Raw genomic sequence first — 16,756 nt, forward strand, 5'->3', positions numbered from 1 at the left:
ATTGCAGTTTGATGATGAGATTGCCGCAACACAATACAATGTTTTTTTACAGACGGATATCAGCCTGGCAGAAAATTTTATTATAAATGCAGGGGTTAGTTATAATAATTACAATTATGGTTTTACAAGGTTGAATCAACACCCGGTAACAACCATCAATAAAACATTTAACCCCGTTATTGTACCCCGCATTTCTTTATTAAAAAAGATACATAAAAATTACAGTCTGTATGCAACTGTCAGTAAAGGATACTCTCCGCCAACGATAGATGAGATAGTACCTTCTGCAGGTATTTTTAATGCCGGGCTGGATGCAGAAAAGGCCGTGAATTACGAGTTGGGGCTAAGAATGGAACCGGTAAAAAATAAATTATTTATAGATGCGGCGTATTATATTTTTTACCTGAACAATACAATTGTTACAAGGCGTGACGCAAGCGGTGCGGATTACTTTGTAAACACCGGCAAAACCGAACAGCATGGTTTGGAGCTGGCTATAAATTATTATCCTGTTCGCCGCAGCACAGGTTTTGTACAAAGCTTGCACTTGTGGAGTAATTATACAAAAAGTATGGCAAGGTTTAAAGAGTATAAACAGGTAGCCAATGATTATAGCGGCAATAAGTTAACCGGTACACCACCCAATGTATTTTTATTGGGTACAGATATTGTTACGGGCACTGGGTTGTATGCTAATATTACTTACAGGTATACAGATATATTGCCGCTAAATGATGCAAATACTTTTTTTGCAAGTCAATATAATTTGTTATTGGGTAGGGTGGGTTACAAAAAGAAATTTTGTAAGGTGCTGGAAGGGGAAATTTATATTGCTTTCGACAGATCTTTTAATACACCGTATAGCCTGGGTAACGATCTGAATGCAGCAGGAAACAAATATTTCAATCCAGCAGCACCAGAAAATTATTATAGCGGTATAAAATTAAAATTTAATTTATAAAATGATTTTCTTGAAAAAAGAGCTGACTGTTTTTTTAACAGGTGTAATGTTTTTAACCAGGCTGCCCGTGCCAAAAAATATAGATCATGGCGAAAACTATTTACAAAAGTCTCCCACGTATTTTCCATTAATAGGATGGATTGTTGGGCTGATAAGTTTTGCAGCATTTTTTATTTTTCACAAATTTGTTGGTGCAGATATTGGTTTACTGGCAGCCATCATTGCAGGAATATTTACAACAGGTTGTTTTCATGAAGATGGTTTTGCAGATACCTGTGATGCTTTTGGTGGTGGCTGGACAAAAGAAAAGATACTGGCCATTATGAAAGACAGTCGCCTTGGTACCTATGGCGTAGCCGGACTGGTGTTAATGTTAAGTGCAAAATTTTTATTGTTGAAAGAACTGGTAACCTGGTTTTCATTTAAGGCAGTAACCGAAAAGGAATTGTATCTGTTGGTAGCAGTAACCATGGTTGCTGCTCATGCTGTCAGCAGGTTAATGCCCGTATTTGTAATTCAGTATTATCAGTATGTTACCGCGGATAATGGCAGCAAATCAAAACCACTGGCATCAAAAAAATTGCAATGGCCGGAATTAACCAGTTCGGTGGTTTTTGCTTTATTACCCTTTGCGTTTTTTCATTATTATGTTTTACTGGCTATAGTGCCCGTGTTACTAATTAGTTTTAAACTGGCAAACTATTTTAAAAAATGGATTGGTGGTTACACCGGGGATTGCCTCGGTGCCATACAGCAGGTAGCAGAAGTCACCTTTTATTTATCCTTGTTAATTATATGGAAATATATCTTGTAAGGCACACAGCACCGGATGTAGCAAAAGGTATTTGCTATGGGCAGGCTGATATTGATGTGAAAGAAACGTTCGCAGCGGAAGCTGCGTGTATACAAAAATTTCTTCCTGAAAATACCGGTACTGTTTTTAGCAGTCCGTTGCAGCGGTGTAAAAAACTGGCAGCGCATTTATTTCCAACACACCACATTCACCTTCATGATGACCTGATGGAGATTAATTGTGGTCAATGGGAATTAAAAGCCTGGGACAGCATTGCAAGGGAAGAAATTGATCCCTGGATGAACGGATTTGTAACAGTGCGTATACCTGGCGGCGAAAGCTACGAAGACCTTTATCAAAGAGTAAAAAATGTCTTCATAGATATTCATCACAAAGCCGGACCAGTTGTAATTGTAGCTCATGGAGGAGTAATTAGAAGCATCTTATCTTATATAACCAATACCGCTTTAAAAGATTCTTTTAGCACTTTTTCGCTCCATTATGGCTGTGTTATAAAAATAACTGCTACACCTTTTGGTTTGCAGCACGAGATACTATCCAATATCATGCAGGAAAAAGAAACACATAAACCTTCTTATTTATAATGGCACACGTTTTTGAAAATGTATATTTGCAAAAATTGAAACCGATATGGATATCCATCAGATTGCCATTAAGGAAATACTAACTGTTACTTTTACGCTTTTTGCAGTAATTGATATGGTGGGTAATATTCCTGTATTGGCTTCTCTTAGGGTGAAGATGGGTGGAGAGATAAGGTCAACCGAGGCCACGCTGGCATCCGGAGCGTTAATGATCTTATTTTTATTTATTGGCAGGCAGTTTTTAGGGTTACTGGGGCTGGATGTGCAATCATTTGCGGTAGCCGGTAGTATCGTAATTTTTATTATCGGACTCGAAATGGTGTTGGGGCATGAGTTTTTTAAACCAGATGGCGATGCAAAAAGTGGCAGTATGGTACCCATTGCATTTCCGTTAATAGCAGGTTCCGGAACACTCACTACCCTGATGAGTTTAAAAGCCAACTACCATGATATAAATATTTTTTTCGGCATACTCATTAACTGTATAATTATTTATGTGGTACTTAAATCTTTAAAGTGGGTAGAAAGTTTTATGGGTCCCAATGGAATGATGGTTATAAGAAAATTTTTCGGTGTAATATTGCTGGCGATAGCGGTAAAAATATTTGGCAGTAATATCAGCCATTTTGGAAAGTAATGCACCAGCGGCCTCGTAGTACAATGGATAGTATAAGGGCCTCCGAAGCCCCAGATTCAGGTTCGATTCCTGACGAGGCCACTACTTAAATTTTAGATAGTTTATAATGAGCTAATTGTAACATTTATTTATTTTACACGATTACTTACACTTATTTTGGTTGTTAGGCATTTAACCGGTTTAAAATGGTATACTCTTTATAGGGAAGGTTGATGTTTGGTATTGCTTGATTATTTTTTTAAACATACCATATATTTCACTGGTAAATTTTAAAGGCCTGTCACTACCGTTACTGGAGTCTTTCGCCATTTTAACCGACACAACTTTTCTTTCTATCGCCAATAAATCAGTCTTATCTGTTTTAATTTAATAGGCTCGATACAGGAACGTTATACTATCAAATATCTTATGCGCACTGGAATTATTAAGGATTTTAGAAACAGGTTTTCCTTATTCTTCTTTAATTGGTTGAAAGTGAGAACTTTCCGTACGTTCTGTTATTTTTTTGGCTGAAATGCTCTTTTTTACCCGATCATTATGGACCCAAATCGTCGGGAATTTAAGTTCAAAAATTAATTTGATTATCAAAACTTATCCCCCTGGTTTACCAATTCCTCTTAAGGGGTGTCCTGTATGAGATTGGTAAGTTTCCTTCGCCGTTTTAAAATCTTTTTCTTCTCTAGGGATGCCCGGTTCATAGCTATTTTAAAATAGAGTTTGGCAGACACACTTTTGCTCCATTTCTTACAAAAAAACTAATCACATTTTATAATATAGATAAATAAAAAATTGTTAAAATAGTTATTGTCCTTTAGTATTTAAAATACAAATTAAACTATGGATATTATTCTTTGTCACACAGGCAACAAATAAACATTAAAAATGAAAAAGAGTATAAATTTTATCACAATATCGGCTGTTGTTTTATTGGCAACATCTTGTGCTACACCAAGGGCTGCTTCACAAACCAGTGTAGGTATTTCGGTTAGAGTCGAGCCTCCGGCTTTGCCATTTTATGCACAGCCGGTTTGTCCAAACGATGGTTATTTGTGGACACCAGGTTATTGGGCTTATGGTGATGGAGGTTATTTTTGGGTATCTGGTGTTTGGGTTCGCCCGCCACAATTAGGGTTTTTATGGACACCAGGTTATTGGGGTTATAACGATGGTGGGTATGGGTATCACGGGGGATATTGGGGGAGGCATATCGGCTTTTACGGCGGTATTAATTATGGCTACGGTTACGGCGGTTCTGGTTATGATGGGGGTCAATGGCGAGGTAATTCATTTAGCTATAACACAGCGGTAACCAATGTCAATACAACGGTGGTCAAAAATACGTATGTCAACAAAACGGTGATCAATAATACAACTATTAATAACCGTACCAGTTTTAATGGTCAAGGGGGCGTAATGGCTCAACCCCGTCAGGAAGAAAGGATTGCCATGAATGAAAAACATGTACAGCCTACGACTGAACAGGTGTTGCACCAGGGGGTAGCCAGCCACGATCGTAATCAATTTGCATCTGTAAACCATGGTCGTCCAACCACTCCAGGCATAAGTAGAATAAATGGAAATAAAATCACTTCAGAAGATCATAAGGATGCGCCTCCGGCAATAAATATTGGTAATAATTCTGCAAGGCTAAATAATACACCAGTAAATGCGCAGCGTGTAAATCAACCGAACAATCCTCCTCAGTCGTATAGCAAGTCAAACCAATTGGCACTTGTAAATTCAGCACGGGTGCATTCTAAACAACCACAACAACCTGCTTCGCAACAATATGCTCCACAACAACATGCTAATCAATATCATAATAAACCTCCTCAACAACATGCTGCTCAATATCATAATAAACCTTCACAACCACATTTTCAGCCCCAACAGCAACGCAACGGGTCTTCTCGTCAGGGATATGAAGACCGTGACAAACATCATAAATAATTACTGGGTTTCGTTTTTTCTACACGGTCACGTGCCATCCGCCCGCCTGTTTTTATCACAACCATGCAACCATTGCGCACCCTTGGAAGATAGCGGGTACATACTATTTTAAAGGTATTATGAATCCCTGCACATCGCTTTTTACAGTAATTTTATTACGGAGCTTATACAATATCAGCCCCATGCCGATTTAAGCAATTTTTATTATATGCTTTTTGTGCCATGCATTTTAGGGATCATTGACAATTATAAAGTAAATAACGAATACCTTAAAATTATTACTAACACCATTGGCAGCAACTATTTAACCTGCAGTATTTTACAATGGATGATAGGGATACAGTTAAACAGGTAAGAAAAAAGGTGTTGCCGGGTAGGGAAACGAAGTAATTAATATTTTGAAAATGCTTGATTCTACTAAAATTATTTTGTGGATGAATTGATATTATCAGCACCGCAGCATACTTCAGAAAAGATAAAAACAGCCGCTATTCATTTAATCCGCCAAAAAAATATTCCGGTTTCATTGGATGTTTTATGCAATGGTTTTAAAAAATAATAATATTGCAATCATTAAAGCCGATGCCATACAAACACTTTGTACAACTGCTATGGAGTATCCATTTGTTCTTTTAAAGGTGCCTCAATTAAATCGGCTGCAGCCTGTTCCCTCACATATCAAAACAGCAGCAATAAACCATCCGTCAAATAGGGCTTGAAAAATGTACTCAGGCAGAAAATATATTACTTCGTGCAACTGCTATGTATATTAAACTAAGTTTGTAATTTTATTGTATACATTTATCAGATGAAAAATTAAATTTTATTGTATGTCTACATCCCCCGGCAGCCAGAGTTTGTTACTGATTGAAAAAGTATTGCTATTAAGATCATTGAGTATTTTCAGCGATACACCTGAAATAATTCTTGCCGAACTGGCACCATTGATGCAGCAGAAAGAAGTAGAACAGGGAACCTTAATTTTTGAGGAAGGAGAACAGGGTGATTGTATGTACATTATTTTGAGTGGCGAAATTGAAATTCATAAGGGTAAAACCATGCTGGCTGTTTTGAAGGAAAAGGAAGTTTTTGGGGAACTGTCGTTGCTGGATGCAGAAACAAGAAGTGCTTCTGCTACCGCCAAAACAGATTGCCTGCTTTTTAAAATTGACCAGGAACCATTTTATGAATTGATTGAATCAAGACCTGAAGTAGCCATGGGGTTTATAAAAATTTTATGTAAAAGATTAAGGCAACTCAATGATAAAACAGCCTTAGGGGCAAGCTGATTTTTTAAATTTTTCTTTGGGTTTATTTATTTATTATAATTGCGCACATTTACTTTGCTATATTTTTCACATTAAAACAGAAATTCGAATAAGTTGTGTGCCAACAGCCAAATTGATTATCACTATTTAAGCTTATCTTTTCTTTTTTAATCAAAAAATATAATTCACTTTAATTCATGAAACAAAAATTCTTTACATCGACAACACTGGTACTTGCTTTTCTGTTGCTGCTAAACAGTAGTTTTATAAATGCCGTTAAAGCTCCCGGCGGCGAATATTACCAGCTTACAATTTATCATTGCAAAACCGCTGATCAACTGGGGGTAATCAATGCTTACCTTAAAAATACCTACCTGCCTGCACTGCACAAAACCGGGTTAACCAATATTGGTGTATTTAGCAGTATAGACAATGATACTGCCACAGATAAAAGATTGTATGTGTTGATACCTTTTGCATCCTTACAAAAATATGAAGCACTGATGACCAGACTAACGGAAGGGTCATTGATAAAAAATAATACTTCTGATTATAACATTGCAGCATTTAATAAAATGCCTTTTGAAAGAATAGAAACAACATTGCTAAAAGCTTTTAAAGACATGCTTCATTTAAAAAAGCCTGTACTTACCGCACCTTTAACAGAAAGGGTATATGAGTTGCGTAGTTACGAAGCCCCGACTGAAAGACTGTACCGCCAGAAAGTAAAAATGTTTAATGACGGGGGAGAAGTAACCTTGTTTGATCGTTTAAAATTTAATGCTGTTTTTTACGCTGAAGTATTAAGTGGCAGCCACATGCCCAACCTGATGTACATGACCACCTTTAATAACAAGGCTGAAAGGGATGAACACTGGAAAAATTTTGTTGATGACAGTGTTTGGAAAAAAATTTCTGTAATGCCCGAATACCTGAATACTGTTTCAAAAGCAGATATCTTTTTTCTCCATCCAACTGAATATTCAGATTATTAATACCATTGTTTCTCCATCCTCAAAAATAAATTACAGTTTAAAATCGCCACATGAAATTTAAAAATTTATCCCTGCTGTTAGTCACGGCATGTACCACTACCGTATCTTTTGCCCAGCAGGGTGATCCTACAGCAACTGAATTTTACAGCCCGGTGCCAAAAGTAATAACACCAGGCAAAACTACTGCTGATGCTCCTTCTGATGCCATCGTTTTATTTGGCGGCAAAAATCTGGATGAATGGGTATCAACAAATGACACCACAAAAGCTGCGAACTGGACAGTTGCAAAAAATATTTTAACTGTTAAAAAGGGTACCGGTAACATACAAACCAAAAAATTATTTACCGATTACCAGTTGCATATTGAATGGCGTATACCGGCTAATATTACCGGGCAGGGTCAGGCCAGAGGAAACAGCGGCGTTTTCCTGGCATCCACCGGTGGTGGCGATGCCGGTTATGAAATACAGATATTGGATTGTTATAACAATTCCACTTATGTAAACGGGCAAACAGGAAGCATTTACAAACAATCTATTCCGTTGGCGAATGCCTGTAAAAAACCAGGTGAGTGGCAGGTGTACGATATCATTTGGACGGCACCCCGGTTTAATGATGACGGCACTATTAAATTACCGGCCCGTGTAACCGCAATTCACAACGGTGTATTGGTACAAAACAATTATGAATTAAAAGGAGAAACAAAATATATTGGCGCCCCTGTGTACATAAAGCACGGACCTGAACCCATTAAATTGCAGGCTCATGGAGATAAAAGTGAACCAATTAGTTTCCGCAATATCTGGGTTAGAGAACTATAAAATATTAATTGTTGCAATAAAAAAAGGTAGTACGAAAGCACTACCTTTTTTTATTGAATTGCAAGCTGTATTTATTTTATACCGATGGCATACTGAATGCCTCCGAGAATATGTTGCAAATATAAGGGGTCACTGTAAGATTCTTCTGTGTGGCCCAATTCTGTGTAAAAAACTCTTCCGCCTTCATAGTCCTGATACCATGCCATCGGGTGATTGTCGCCGTTTTTTCCGCCTGTATAACTCGTTTCATCAATCTTTAATAAAACTTTTACATCCGGGTTCATGTTTTTAAAATTATACCACTCATCCTTTCTAACCCAGGTAGCGGGTAAATGTTTGGTGGAGGCATGCGTGTTATCTACGACAATTATTTTTGCCTGCTGTTGCTGTGGATGCGATAAAAAATTGGCGCCAATCATCTTGTCGTACCATGGCCATTCATACTCACAATCTGTTGCTGCATGAATGCCCACAAAGCCACCACCGTTGTGAATAAAATTTTGCAAAGCGAGTTCCTCACTTTTACCCAACACGGTGCCGGTAGTACTTAAAAAAATAACAGTTTTGTATTTTTTAAAATTGGCATCGTTCAGATAAACAGAGTCTTCTGTTGCATCCACATCAAAGTTATTGGCTGCTCCTAATTTTCTGATAGCAGCTATACCGGTTTCAATACTGGAATGGCGGTAACCATTTGTTTTAGAAAAAATAAGAACTTTATTTTTTTCTTGTTTTTGATGATCCAACGTAAAAGAAACTGTGGCAACAAAACATACTAGATAAAAAATGCTACGGACAAATGAAATAGCAGGCATAACGATGTTTTTTACAATTGTTTAATTTCAATATTGCGATACCAAACAGCATTGCCATGATCCTGCAGCGCTATCTTTCCTTTTTTAAAAGTGCCAAAATCCGGCATATTTTTAAACTTACTTGCAGCAATCAGTTGTTTCCAGTTGTCATTCCACATAGTAGTTGTAACTACATTGGTGCCATTCATAAATATCTGCAGCTTACCTTTATTGCAAATAATTTCAGCTGCATTCCATTCGCCCGGCTCCTTAACAGGTTCAGAAGAACTTTTTATCAAATCGTATAAATCGCCTGCACGGTGTTTAGGAATTTTTCCATCCGGATGTCCTTCATTGTCCAGCACCTGAATTTCAGGGCCGGTTTTGTAAGTTTCATTATACTTTGCAGCGTCTTCATGAACGTTGATAATGATACCGCTGTTACCGTTTTTAGAGATCTTCCATTCTAATTTTAAATCATAATTTTCATATTCTTTATCCGTTACAATATCGCCCCCTTCTTTAACTGTATTATCAATATACAGGGCGCCATCTGCAATTTTCCACCTGTCGTTTACGGAACTTTTACCATAGGTGTGCCAGCCCTTTGTTGTTTTACCATCAAACAATTTTTTCCAGCCATCATTTTTAATTGATTGACCGGGGTTGTTAATTTTTGCCATATTATTTTGGTTAATATTGCTTCCACTCATAACAAAATACAGCAAAGAAATTAAGATCATTTTCATGTGTAACTGGTTTAATTATTTTTTAATAGCAAAACATATTTAGCCATTGCTGCTGCATCTTCCACCGATAAATTAGGGTGTGCTGCCATTGGGATAGAACCCCAGTTGCCCTGGCCACCGTTAATGATCTTGTGAGCCAGTGTATCTAATGTTGCTGCGTTGTTTGGATATTTATTGGCAATATCCCTAAAGGCCGGACCAATCAGCCTTTCATCAATTTTATGACAGGTTTTACAGTCATTGTTATTTACCAGGTCCATCCCTTTATGAAATTCAGGAGTATCTGTTGGATCTGCTTTCGCTGTTACTTTGGAATCTGCTGTGGGCGCTTCAGTCTTTGCCTGATCATTTGTACCACTGTTGCACGCATAAAACCCAGCTGTTAATAAACAAATAGTTATGATTTTTTTCATGTAAATATTATTTTAATTTAAAATTATTGCATACAAAATTACTAATCTAATCCTAATATATTGCGGTTAAATTTTTCATTGTTGCCGGTGCTGGCAAAATCATCAAAAGCTTTTTCTGTTACCCGTATAATATGATCTTTAATAAAGACAGATCCTTCTTTGGCACCGTCTTCCGGATGTTTGATGGCACACTCCCATTCCATTACAGCCCAGCCTTTAAAATCGTAGGCCGCCAGTTTGCTAAAGATGCCTTTAAAATCTACCTGTCCGTCACCCAGGGAACGGAAACGTCCTGCACGGTTAATCCAGTTTTGGTAACCACCGTACACGCCTTGTTTCCCGGTTGGGTTAAACTCGGCATCCTTTACATGAAACATTTTTATCCGCTCATGGTAATGATCTATGTAGGTTAAATAATCTAGGCATTGCAATACAAAATGCGAAGGGTCATACAATAAACAGGCTCTTGGATGGTTGTTTACTTTTTCTAAAAACATTTCATAGCTAACACCATCATGCAGGTCTTCGCCTGGATGAATTTCATAGCATAGGTCTACCCCCTGTTCATCAAAATGGTTCAATATCGGTAACCATCTTTTTGCCAGTTCGTTAAAACCTGTTTCAACTAAACCTGCAGGACGCTGCGGCCATGGATACACCGTATGCCACAGCAAAGCGCCGCTAAAAGTACCGTGGGCACTCAATCCTAAATTTTTAGACGCAATGGCAGCATACTTTAATTGTTGTACGGCCCATGCTGTTCTTGCTGGTGGATTGTTGCGGTAAGCTTCGGGCGCAAAGCCATCAAACAAGGCGTCATAAGCTGGGTTCACTGCAACAAGCTGGCCTTGTAAGTGCGTAGATAATTCTGTTATTTCCAGTCCGCAACTGTTGATGATGCCTTTCAATTCATCGCAATAGGTTTTGCTTTCGGCAGCCTTTTGCAGGTCAATGAGGCGGCTGTCCCAGGTGGGTATTTGCACGCCAATAAAGCCAATACTTTTTGCCCATTTACAGATACTTTCCAGCGAATTAAACGGAGCAGTATCCCCCATAAATTGTGCAAGAAAAATTCCGGGTCCTTTTAGTGTTGTCATAAATATGTGTTAAGTTTTTTGTTTCACGCAACGAAAGCCAAGAAGACAAAATAAATGAAGGCATATTTTATTATTTTTTCTTTTGCCTGCTTTCTATCCTCTGTTTCGCTGTGTAAAAAAATATTTGTTAGCCTATTCAACTATGTGATCAAACCATTTTTTATCAGACTGTGATGAAGCAACCACGTTATCAATAAATGCCATGCCGCGAATGCCATCTTCTACTGAAGGAAAATCAAGTGCCTCTTTTGAAGGCGTTGTGCCGTCAATTTTAGCCCCTAATGTTTGCGCAAAATTTCTATAAATATTTGCAAAGGCTTCCAAATATCCTTCAGGATGTCCGCCTGGTGTACGGCAACTGTTTTTTGTAAAGCTGGAAAGCCAGGGGTAATTGCTGCCTGCCCTTAAAATTTGCGTAGGTTGATCAAGCCATTTAACCAGCAAAGTATTGGGTTCGTGTTGTGCCCATTCTACGCCTCCCTTTTCTCCATACACTCTTATTCTTAATGCATTTTCTTCACCCGCTGCAACCTGCGATGCCATTAAAACACCCGCTGCGCCATTGCTGAATTTTAGCAACACATTACCGTCATCATCCAGCGCACGGCCATCTACCAAAATATTTAAAGCTGCACACATTTGAGTAATTTGTAAACCGGTAATGTATTCTGCCAGGTGGGCTGCATGCGTTCCAATATCGCCCATGCATCCACTTTTTCCACTTTTTGTTGGGTCTGTTCTCCAGGCAGCCTGTGCGTTGCCTTCCCGCTCACTTAATTTACTCAGCCATCCCTGTGGATATTCTACCCATACTTTTCTTATCTTTCCCAACACACCTTCTGAAACCATTGCTTTGGCTTGCTTTACCATCGGGTAACCAGAGTAAGTGTGCGTTAAACAAAGTATAAGGCCTGTTTCTTCTACCTTGGCTTTTAATAGTTTTGCTTCTGCTAAAGTAAAAGCGATTGGTTTTTCAATCACCACATGAAAGCCATGCTCCAGCGCCATCATTGCGGGTGCAAAGTGCGCAAAATTGGGCGTAACGATTGTTACAAAATCGATGCGTTTATCCGCTGGCAATTCACTTTCTTTTTTTATCAGTTCATCGTAAGTAAGATAGCTTCTGTCTTTTGGTAAAAAAAGCATCTCACCCGATTCACGGGCAATATCAGGATTAATACTTAATGCACCAGCTGCCAGTTCTATCAGCCCATCCATGTTAGAGGCAAGCCGGTGTATGGCGCCGATAAAGGCATCTTTACCGCCGCCGATCATACCCATTCGTAATTTTCTGTTCATGTTATTTTTATTATAAGTGGTTGATTGTTTTTAAGCATCGTTGATGAAATGAAGACCCCCAAATTAATTGTTATTTTCTTTTCTTAACCAGCCGCTGTTTTTGGAAGGTTAAAATTATCATTTTATTTTTAACAGATGGCCCACCACGAAAATTAAAAATGATGATTTGGATTGTTAAAGATAAAAGCCAATCCCTTAAAAAATCATCTTCTTATAAATTAAAGTTTTTGGTAAAAATATCAGTACAATAATTTGAAAAGATGGGAAAAAATAGTGTGAAGGATATATATTTATTAACGATTCGATTTTTTATTTAGATAAATTCATACCTTGTTACTTCATTCCTTAAAAAAAACTTAACGATTATGCCTGCCTCTATTCAGCGAAATAAATTATTTGTAGCCAGTTGTCTCGGCCTGTTAGTAACGTCCCTTTCTTTCGGTATCAGAGCCGGGGTTTTGGGAGACCAGGGAACTCAGTTTAATCTAAATTCTGCGCAGTTAGGAACCATTGCTGCTACAGCATTTTGGGGTTTTCCACTTGCCGTAATTATAGGTGGTTTTGTTGTTGACGTTATTGGAATGAAAAAGCTATTAATAATGGCATTCGTTTTCCATCTCGCTGGTATTTTCTTAACTATTTTTGCAACCGGTTATTGGACTTTATTTTTTTCTACACTTTTGATAGGGATTGCCAACGGTACCATTGAGGCTGCTTGTAACCCTCTTGTAACAGCATTATACCCAGATAATAAAACTACAAAGCTTAACCACTTTCATCTTTGGTTTCCAGGAGGTATATTCTTAGGCACGTTAATAGTTTTCTTTTTAAGTAAACTAGGCGTTATCTGGCAATTACAGGTTGCAATAATGCTGATACCAACCTTATTATATGGCTATTTTTTCAGCAAACTGGATTTTCCACCAACAGAAAGAGTTTCCAGTGGTATCTCCACGTCACAAATGTATAAAGCTTTGCTAAATCCATTGTTTGCTGTGATGATAATATTAATGTTTGGTACGGCAATAACTGAATTATTTACTGGTCAGTGGATCGATGTTTTATTAAAAAATGTAACTGAAAACGCGTTGCTTTTGCTTACATTAGAAACAGGTATAATGGTAATAGGCCGGGCATTTGCCGGGCCTGTTGTTCATAAATTCTCTCCACCAGGGGTGTTAATAATTTCTTCAGCTTTGGCTGCATTGGGTTTATATATATTAGGTCATTCATCCGGTAGTATGTTATTCGCAGGAGCAATTGTTTTTGGAATGGGTGTATGTTATTTCTGGCCAACTATGTTAGGGTTTGTATCAGAAAACTTACCGCGTACCGGGGCTGTTGGTCTTAACTTAATGGGTGGTGCTGGAATGCTTGCGGTATCTCTTTACACGATCATAATGGGAGGTTATTATGATAAATTAATTGTTGCGAAATTGAATACTAATATACCTATTGGGGCATATTCCGCACCTTCAGCTACTCCGGAAATGATAAGTGCGCTTACAGAGGCAAAAAAGGCCGCTGGCCCACAAATTATCAATGCAACTTTAATTATTCCCATTATATTGACAGCTGCTTTCATTGGTTTATTTATTTATATCCGCTCTAGAAAAAAAGTATCAACTCAGCAACCAGCACCGATAAATGTAGAATCTTATCAACTATAAATTTTCCTCAATATGCCTTCAAATCAAAACAGACGTACGGTTATAAAAAATTTGCTGGCAGGTTCAGTGGCCGTAGGTGCGTCTTCAATTTTAAATGCCTGCGTGGCAGAAACTAAAAACGATACCCGTTCAATGAAATTAAAAGGCAATATCAATCACTCCGTTTGTCAGTGGTGCTACAGTTCTATTCCATTGGAAGAGCTCTGCCAGGCAGTAAAAGAAATGGGCTTCGGTGCCATTGATCTTATTGGACCAAAAGATTGGCCCATGCTGCAAAAATATGGGCTATACAGTTCAATGTGTTACCATGGCGGCAATGTTAGTTTAACCAATGGGTTTAATAACAAAATATACCATGAACAATTGATTAAAGATTATACAGATGTTATTCCTTTGATGAAGGAAGCGGGGTATAAAGACCTGATTTGTTTTAGCGGAAGCCGCAATGGAATGGATGATGAAACCGGGTTAAAGAATTGTGTGGAAGGCTTGCAGAAGATTTTGCCGCTGGCAGAAAAAAATGGCATAACGATCCAGATGGAATTATTAAACAGTAAAGTGGATCATAAGGATTACATGTGCGATAAATCTGCCTGGGGTGTTGACTTGTGTAAACGCCTTGGATCAGAAAATTTTAAATTGTTGTACGATATTTATCACATGCAGATAGATGAAGGAGATGTGATCCGCACTATCCAGAATAACCACCAGTACTTTGGTCATTACCATACAGGAGGTGTTCCGGGCAGGCACGAAATTGATGAAAGCCAGGAATTGTATTACCCGGCTATAATGAAAGCAATTGTTGCAACGGGCTTCAAGGGTTATACAGCACAGGAATTTATTCCAACTGCAAAAGAAAATAAAGACAAGCTGGCCAATTTAAAAAAGGCCATCCAGATTTGTGACGTGTAATTTTAATCGGATTTAGGTAGGGCAATTAATTCATAACCTGACAATGATAAACTAAAATGCCAGATAATACATACGATGCGATAGTAGTGGGTTCAGGAATAAGCGGAGGATGGGCTGCAAAAGAACTTACTGAAAAAGGATTAAAAGTTTTGATGCTGGAACGTGGACGGAATATTGAACATGTGAAAGATTATGTAAACGCCAATAAAGAGGCATGGGATTATCCACACCGGGGCGAACGCACACAACAGATGATTAAGGATTATCCTGTTTTAAAAAGAGACTATCCTTTAAACGAAACCAACCTGGATTATTGGGCAAGCGATAAAGACAGTCCTTATACTGAAATAAAGCGTTTTGACTGGTTCAGGGGATATCATGTAGGAGGAAGATCACTGATGTGGGGAAGACAGAGTTATCGGTGGAGTGATTTTGATTTTGAAGCCAACCTTAACGACAACATTGCTGTTGACTGGCCGGTACGTTACAAGGATATAGCTCCATGGTATGATTACGTGGAGAAATTTGCTGGTATAAGTGGCTCAAGAGATGGTTTACCACAATTGCCCGACGGACAGTTTATGCCAGCCATGGACATGAATATTGTTGAGAAGGATGTGAGTGCCAGAATGAACAGGCATTATAACAGTTACAGAAAAATGATCATTGGCCGCACAGCCAACATAACTGAACCGTTGCCCGGCAGAACCAATTGTCAGTACAGGGATAAATGCTGGCTGGGATGCCCTTTCGGCGCGTATTTTAGTACACAATCTTCTACTTTACCGGCAGCCAGTGTAACTGGTAAACTTACATTAAGACCCTGGAGTATTGTTACAAAAATTTTATACGATAAAGATAAAAAAAGGGCTACAGGTGTAGAAGTACTGGATGCGGAAGACAACAAAACCTACGTTTATAATTCAAAAATAATTTTTCTCAATGCTTCTACATTAAACAGTGCCTGGGTGCTGATGAACTCGGCTACTGATGTATGGGAAGGCGGTTTAGGTAGTAGCAGCGGCGAACTGGGGCATAACGTTATGGACCACCACCTGGGTGTTTACGCAAGCGGCCTGGTGGAAGGTTTTGAAGATAAAACCACTTTTGGCCGTCGTGCAAATGGCATTTATATTCCGCGGTACCGCAACCTGTTTGGCGATAAAAGAGACTACCTGCGTGGCTTCGGTTACCAGGGTGGGGCCAGTCGCGATGGATGGGGAAGAAATATTCCTGAATTCAATATTGGTGCAGGTTTTAAAGAAGCAATTACGGAACCTGGTGCATGGTCAATGGGTATCGGTGGCTTTGGGGAAACCTTGCCATACCATGAAAATAAAATAACCCTTGATAAAACCAGGAAAGATAAATGGGGGTTAAATATTCTTGCCATGGATATTGAGTATAAAGAAAACGAAAAGAAGATGCGGATTGACATGCAGAAAGATGCGGAAGAAATGCTGACCGTGGCAGGCGTTAAAAATGTACAAAGTTCAATGGGGGATGGAACCCTAGGCCGTGGCATACACGAAATGGGTTCCGCAAGAATGGGAAGAGATCCAAAAACATCCGTACTCAACAGCTTTAACCAGGTATGGGATGCACCCAATGTATTTGTAACAGACGGATCTTTTATGGTATCTGCTGCCTGTCAGAATCCGTCACTCACCTATATGGCTTTTACCGCAAGAGCAGCTGAACACGCAGTTAGTGAATTGAAGAAAATGAATCTTTAAAAGAGTTATGAATCAGGAGTTAAAAGTGAAATCTTATCTGCCTGGGAATTTAA

General features: G+C 38.5%; 17 protein-coding genes and 1 tRNA gene. 13 read left to right on the forward strand and 5 right to left on the reverse strand.

Translation table 11 applies throughout. The annotated features are described in order from the left end of the window. From H7254_RS05490 to H7254_RS05535, 10 genes are all read left to right on the forward strand, one after another. A partial coding sequence (locus H7254_RS05490; RefSeq protein ID WP_301932016.1) for a TonB-dependent receptor occupies positions 1-961 on the forward strand: 961 nt, incomplete at its 5' end. 1 nt (position 962) lies between these two features. Beyond that, positions 963-1,775: an adenosylcobinamide-GDP ribazoletransferase gene (locus H7254_RS05495; protein WP_301932017.1), complete on the forward strand. Its 813-nt coding sequence runs from the start codon at positions 963-965 to the stop codon at positions 1,773-1,775. Beyond that, positions 1,757-2,359, forward strand: coding sequence for an alpha-ribazole phosphatase (cobC, locus tag H7254_RS05500; RefSeq protein ID WP_301932018.1), 603 nt, complete (start codon positions 1,757-1,759; stop codon positions 2,357-2,359). Before H7254_RS05495 ends, cobC begins: the two co-directional genes overlap by 19 nt. Positions 2,360-2,405: 46 nt before the next feature. Further along, positions 2,406-2,996, forward strand: coding sequence for a MarC family protein (locus tag H7254_RS05505; protein ID WP_301932019.1), 591 nt, complete (start codon positions 2,406-2,408; stop codon positions 2,994-2,996). 9 nt (positions 2,997-3,005) lie between these two features. Next, a tRNA-Arg gene (locus tag H7254_RS05510) sits at positions 3,006-3,077 on the forward strand. A gap of 801 nt (positions 3,078-3,878) precedes the next feature. Further along, positions 3,879-4,946 carry a YXWGXW repeat-containing protein gene (locus tag H7254_RS05515; RefSeq protein WP_301932020.1) on the forward strand — a complete coding sequence of 356 codons (1,068 nt, stop codon included), beginning with the start codon at positions 3,879-3,881 and terminating at the stop codon, positions 4,944-4,946. 430 nt (positions 4,947-5,376) lie between these two features. After that, positions 5,377-5,505, forward strand: coding sequence for a hypothetical protein (locus H7254_RS05520; protein ID WP_301932021.1), 129 nt, complete (start codon positions 5,377-5,379; stop codon positions 5,503-5,505). Between the two features lie 271 nt (positions 5,506-5,776). Further along, positions 5,777-6,235, forward strand: a complete 459-nt coding sequence (locus H7254_RS05525) for a cyclic nucleotide-binding domain-containing protein (RefSeq protein ID WP_301932022.1) — start codon at positions 5,777-5,779, stop codon at positions 6,233-6,235. 176 nt (positions 6,236-6,411) lie between these two features. Beyond that, on the forward strand, positions 6,412-7,209 hold the full coding sequence (locus H7254_RS05530; RefSeq protein WP_301932023.1) for an NIPSNAP family protein: 798 nt from the start codon (positions 6,412-6,414) through the stop codon (positions 7,207-7,209). A 50-nt stretch (positions 7,210-7,259) separates the two neighbouring features. Continuing rightward, a complete protein-coding gene (locus H7254_RS05535) occupies positions 7,260-8,030 on the forward strand; it encodes a DUF1080 domain-containing protein (RefSeq protein WP_301932024.1) in 771 nt (256 codons plus the stop codon). 71 nt (positions 8,031-8,101) lie between these two features. On the opposite strand, the gene H7254_RS05540 is transcribed toward H7254_RS05535, so the two are convergent. From H7254_RS05540 to H7254_RS05560, 5 genes are all read right to left on the reverse strand, one after another. Beyond that, positions 8,102-8,845 carry a ThuA domain-containing protein gene (locus H7254_RS05540; protein WP_301932025.1) on the reverse strand — a complete coding sequence of 248 codons (744 nt, stop codon included), beginning with the start codon at positions 8,843-8,845 and terminating at the stop codon, positions 8,102-8,104. A gap of 11 nt (positions 8,846-8,856) precedes the next feature. Beyond that, the gene (locus H7254_RS05545; RefSeq protein ID WP_301932026.1) at positions 8,857-9,507 is read right to left on the reverse strand and encodes a DUF1080 domain-containing protein; all 651 of its coding nucleotides are present in this window, start codon (positions 9,505-9,507) and stop codon (positions 8,857-8,859) included. Positions 9,508-9,584: 77 nt separating this feature from the next. Then, on the reverse strand, positions 9,585-9,986 hold the full coding sequence (locus tag H7254_RS05550; protein ID WP_301932027.1) for a c-type cytochrome: 402 nt from the start codon (positions 9,984-9,986) through the stop codon (positions 9,585-9,587). Positions 9,987-10,027: 41 nt separating this feature from the next. Next, positions 10,028-11,083: a sugar phosphate isomerase/epimerase gene (locus tag H7254_RS05555; RefSeq protein WP_301932028.1), complete on the reverse strand. Its 1,056-nt coding sequence runs from the start codon at positions 11,081-11,083 to the stop codon at positions 10,028-10,030. A gap of 132 nt (positions 11,084-11,215) precedes the next feature. Beyond that, positions 11,216-12,382, reverse strand: coding sequence for a Gfo/Idh/MocA family protein (locus H7254_RS05560; protein WP_301932029.1), 1,167 nt, complete (start codon positions 12,380-12,382; stop codon positions 11,216-11,218). Between the two features lie 365 nt (positions 12,383-12,747). Here H7254_RS05560 and H7254_RS05565 point away from each other — a divergent pair, with 365 nt between their 5' ends. The 3 genes from H7254_RS05565 to H7254_RS05575 are packed head-to-tail and all read left to right on the forward strand — an operon-like array spanning position 12,748 to position 16,703. Next, the gene (locus tag H7254_RS05565) at positions 12,748-14,052 is read left to right on the forward strand and encodes a sugar MFS transporter (protein WP_301921991.1); all 1,305 of its coding nucleotides are present in this window, start codon (positions 12,748-12,750) and stop codon (positions 14,050-14,052) included. A gap of 12 nt (positions 14,053-14,064) precedes the next feature. Then, positions 14,065-14,967: a hydroxypyruvate isomerase family protein gene (locus H7254_RS05570; RefSeq protein WP_301932030.1), complete on the forward strand. Its 903-nt coding sequence runs from the start codon at positions 14,065-14,067 to the stop codon at positions 14,965-14,967. 56 nt (positions 14,968-15,023) lie between these two features. Further along, a complete protein-coding gene (locus H7254_RS05575; protein ID WP_301932031.1) occupies positions 15,024-16,703 on the forward strand; it encodes a GMC oxidoreductase in 1,680 nt (559 codons plus the stop codon). Positions 16,704-16,756: the final 53 nt, after the last annotated feature.

Origin of the sequence: Ferruginibacter sp. (assembly GCF_014377975.1) — a bacterium.
Taxonomy (GTDB): Bacteria; Bacteroidota; Bacteroidia; order Chitinophagales; family Chitinophagaceae; genus Ferruginibacter.

Excerpts from the sequence above, each read along its gene's own strand:
- H7254_RS05545 (WP_301932026.1), bottom strand. The coding sequence starts at position 9,507 with ATGGCAAAAATTAACAACCCCGGTCAATCAATTAAAAATGATGGCTGG.
- H7254_RS05530 (WP_301932023.1), top strand. The coding sequence starts at position 6,412 with ATGAAACAAAAATTCTTTACATCGACAACACTGGTACTTGCTTTTCTG.
- H7254_RS05515 (WP_301932020.1), top strand. The coding sequence starts at position 3,879 with ATGAAAAAGAGTATAAATTTTATCACAATATCGGCTGTTGTTTTATTG.
- H7254_RS05560 (WP_301932029.1), bottom strand. The coding sequence starts at position 12,382 with ATGAACAGAAAATTACGAATGGGTATGATCGGCGGCGGTAAAGATGCC.
- H7254_RS05575 (WP_301932031.1), top strand. The coding sequence starts at position 15,024 with ATGCCAGATAATACATACGATGCGATAGTAGTGGGTTCAGGAATAAGC.
- cobC (WP_301932018.1), top strand. The coding sequence starts at position 1,757 with ATGGAAATATATCTTGTAAGGCACACAGCACCGGATGTAGCAAAAGGT.
- H7254_RS05570 (WP_301932030.1), top strand. The coding sequence starts at position 14,065 with ATGCCTTCAAATCAAAACAGACGTACGGTTATAAAAAATTTGCTGGCA.
- H7254_RS05550 (WP_301932027.1), bottom strand. The coding sequence starts at position 9,986 with ATGAAAAAAATCATAACTATTTGTTTATTAACAGCTGGGTTTTATGCG.
- H7254_RS05565 (WP_301921991.1), top strand. The coding sequence starts at position 12,748 with ATGCCTGCCTCTATTCAGCGAAATAAATTATTTGTAGCCAGTTGTCTC.
- H7254_RS05535 (WP_301932024.1), top strand. The coding sequence starts at position 7,260 with ATGAAATTTAAAAATTTATCCCTGCTGTTAGTCACGGCATGTACCACT.
- H7254_RS05505 (WP_301932019.1), top strand. The coding sequence starts at position 2,406 with ATGGATATCCATCAGATTGCCATTAAGGAAATACTAACTGTTACTTTT.
- H7254_RS05525 (WP_301932022.1), top strand. The coding sequence starts at position 5,777 with ATGTCTACATCCCCCGGCAGCCAGAGTTTGTTACTGATTGAAAAAGTA.
- H7254_RS05555 (WP_301932028.1), bottom strand. The coding sequence starts at position 11,083 with ATGACAACACTAAAAGGACCCGGAATTTTTCTTGCACAATTTATGGGG.
- H7254_RS05540 (WP_301932025.1), bottom strand. The coding sequence starts at position 8,845 with ATGCCTGCTATTTCATTTGTCCGTAGCATTTTTTATCTAGTATGTTTT.
- H7254_RS05495 (WP_301932017.1), top strand. The coding sequence starts at position 963 with ATGATTTTCTTGAAAAAAGAGCTGACTGTTTTTTTAACAGGTGTAATG.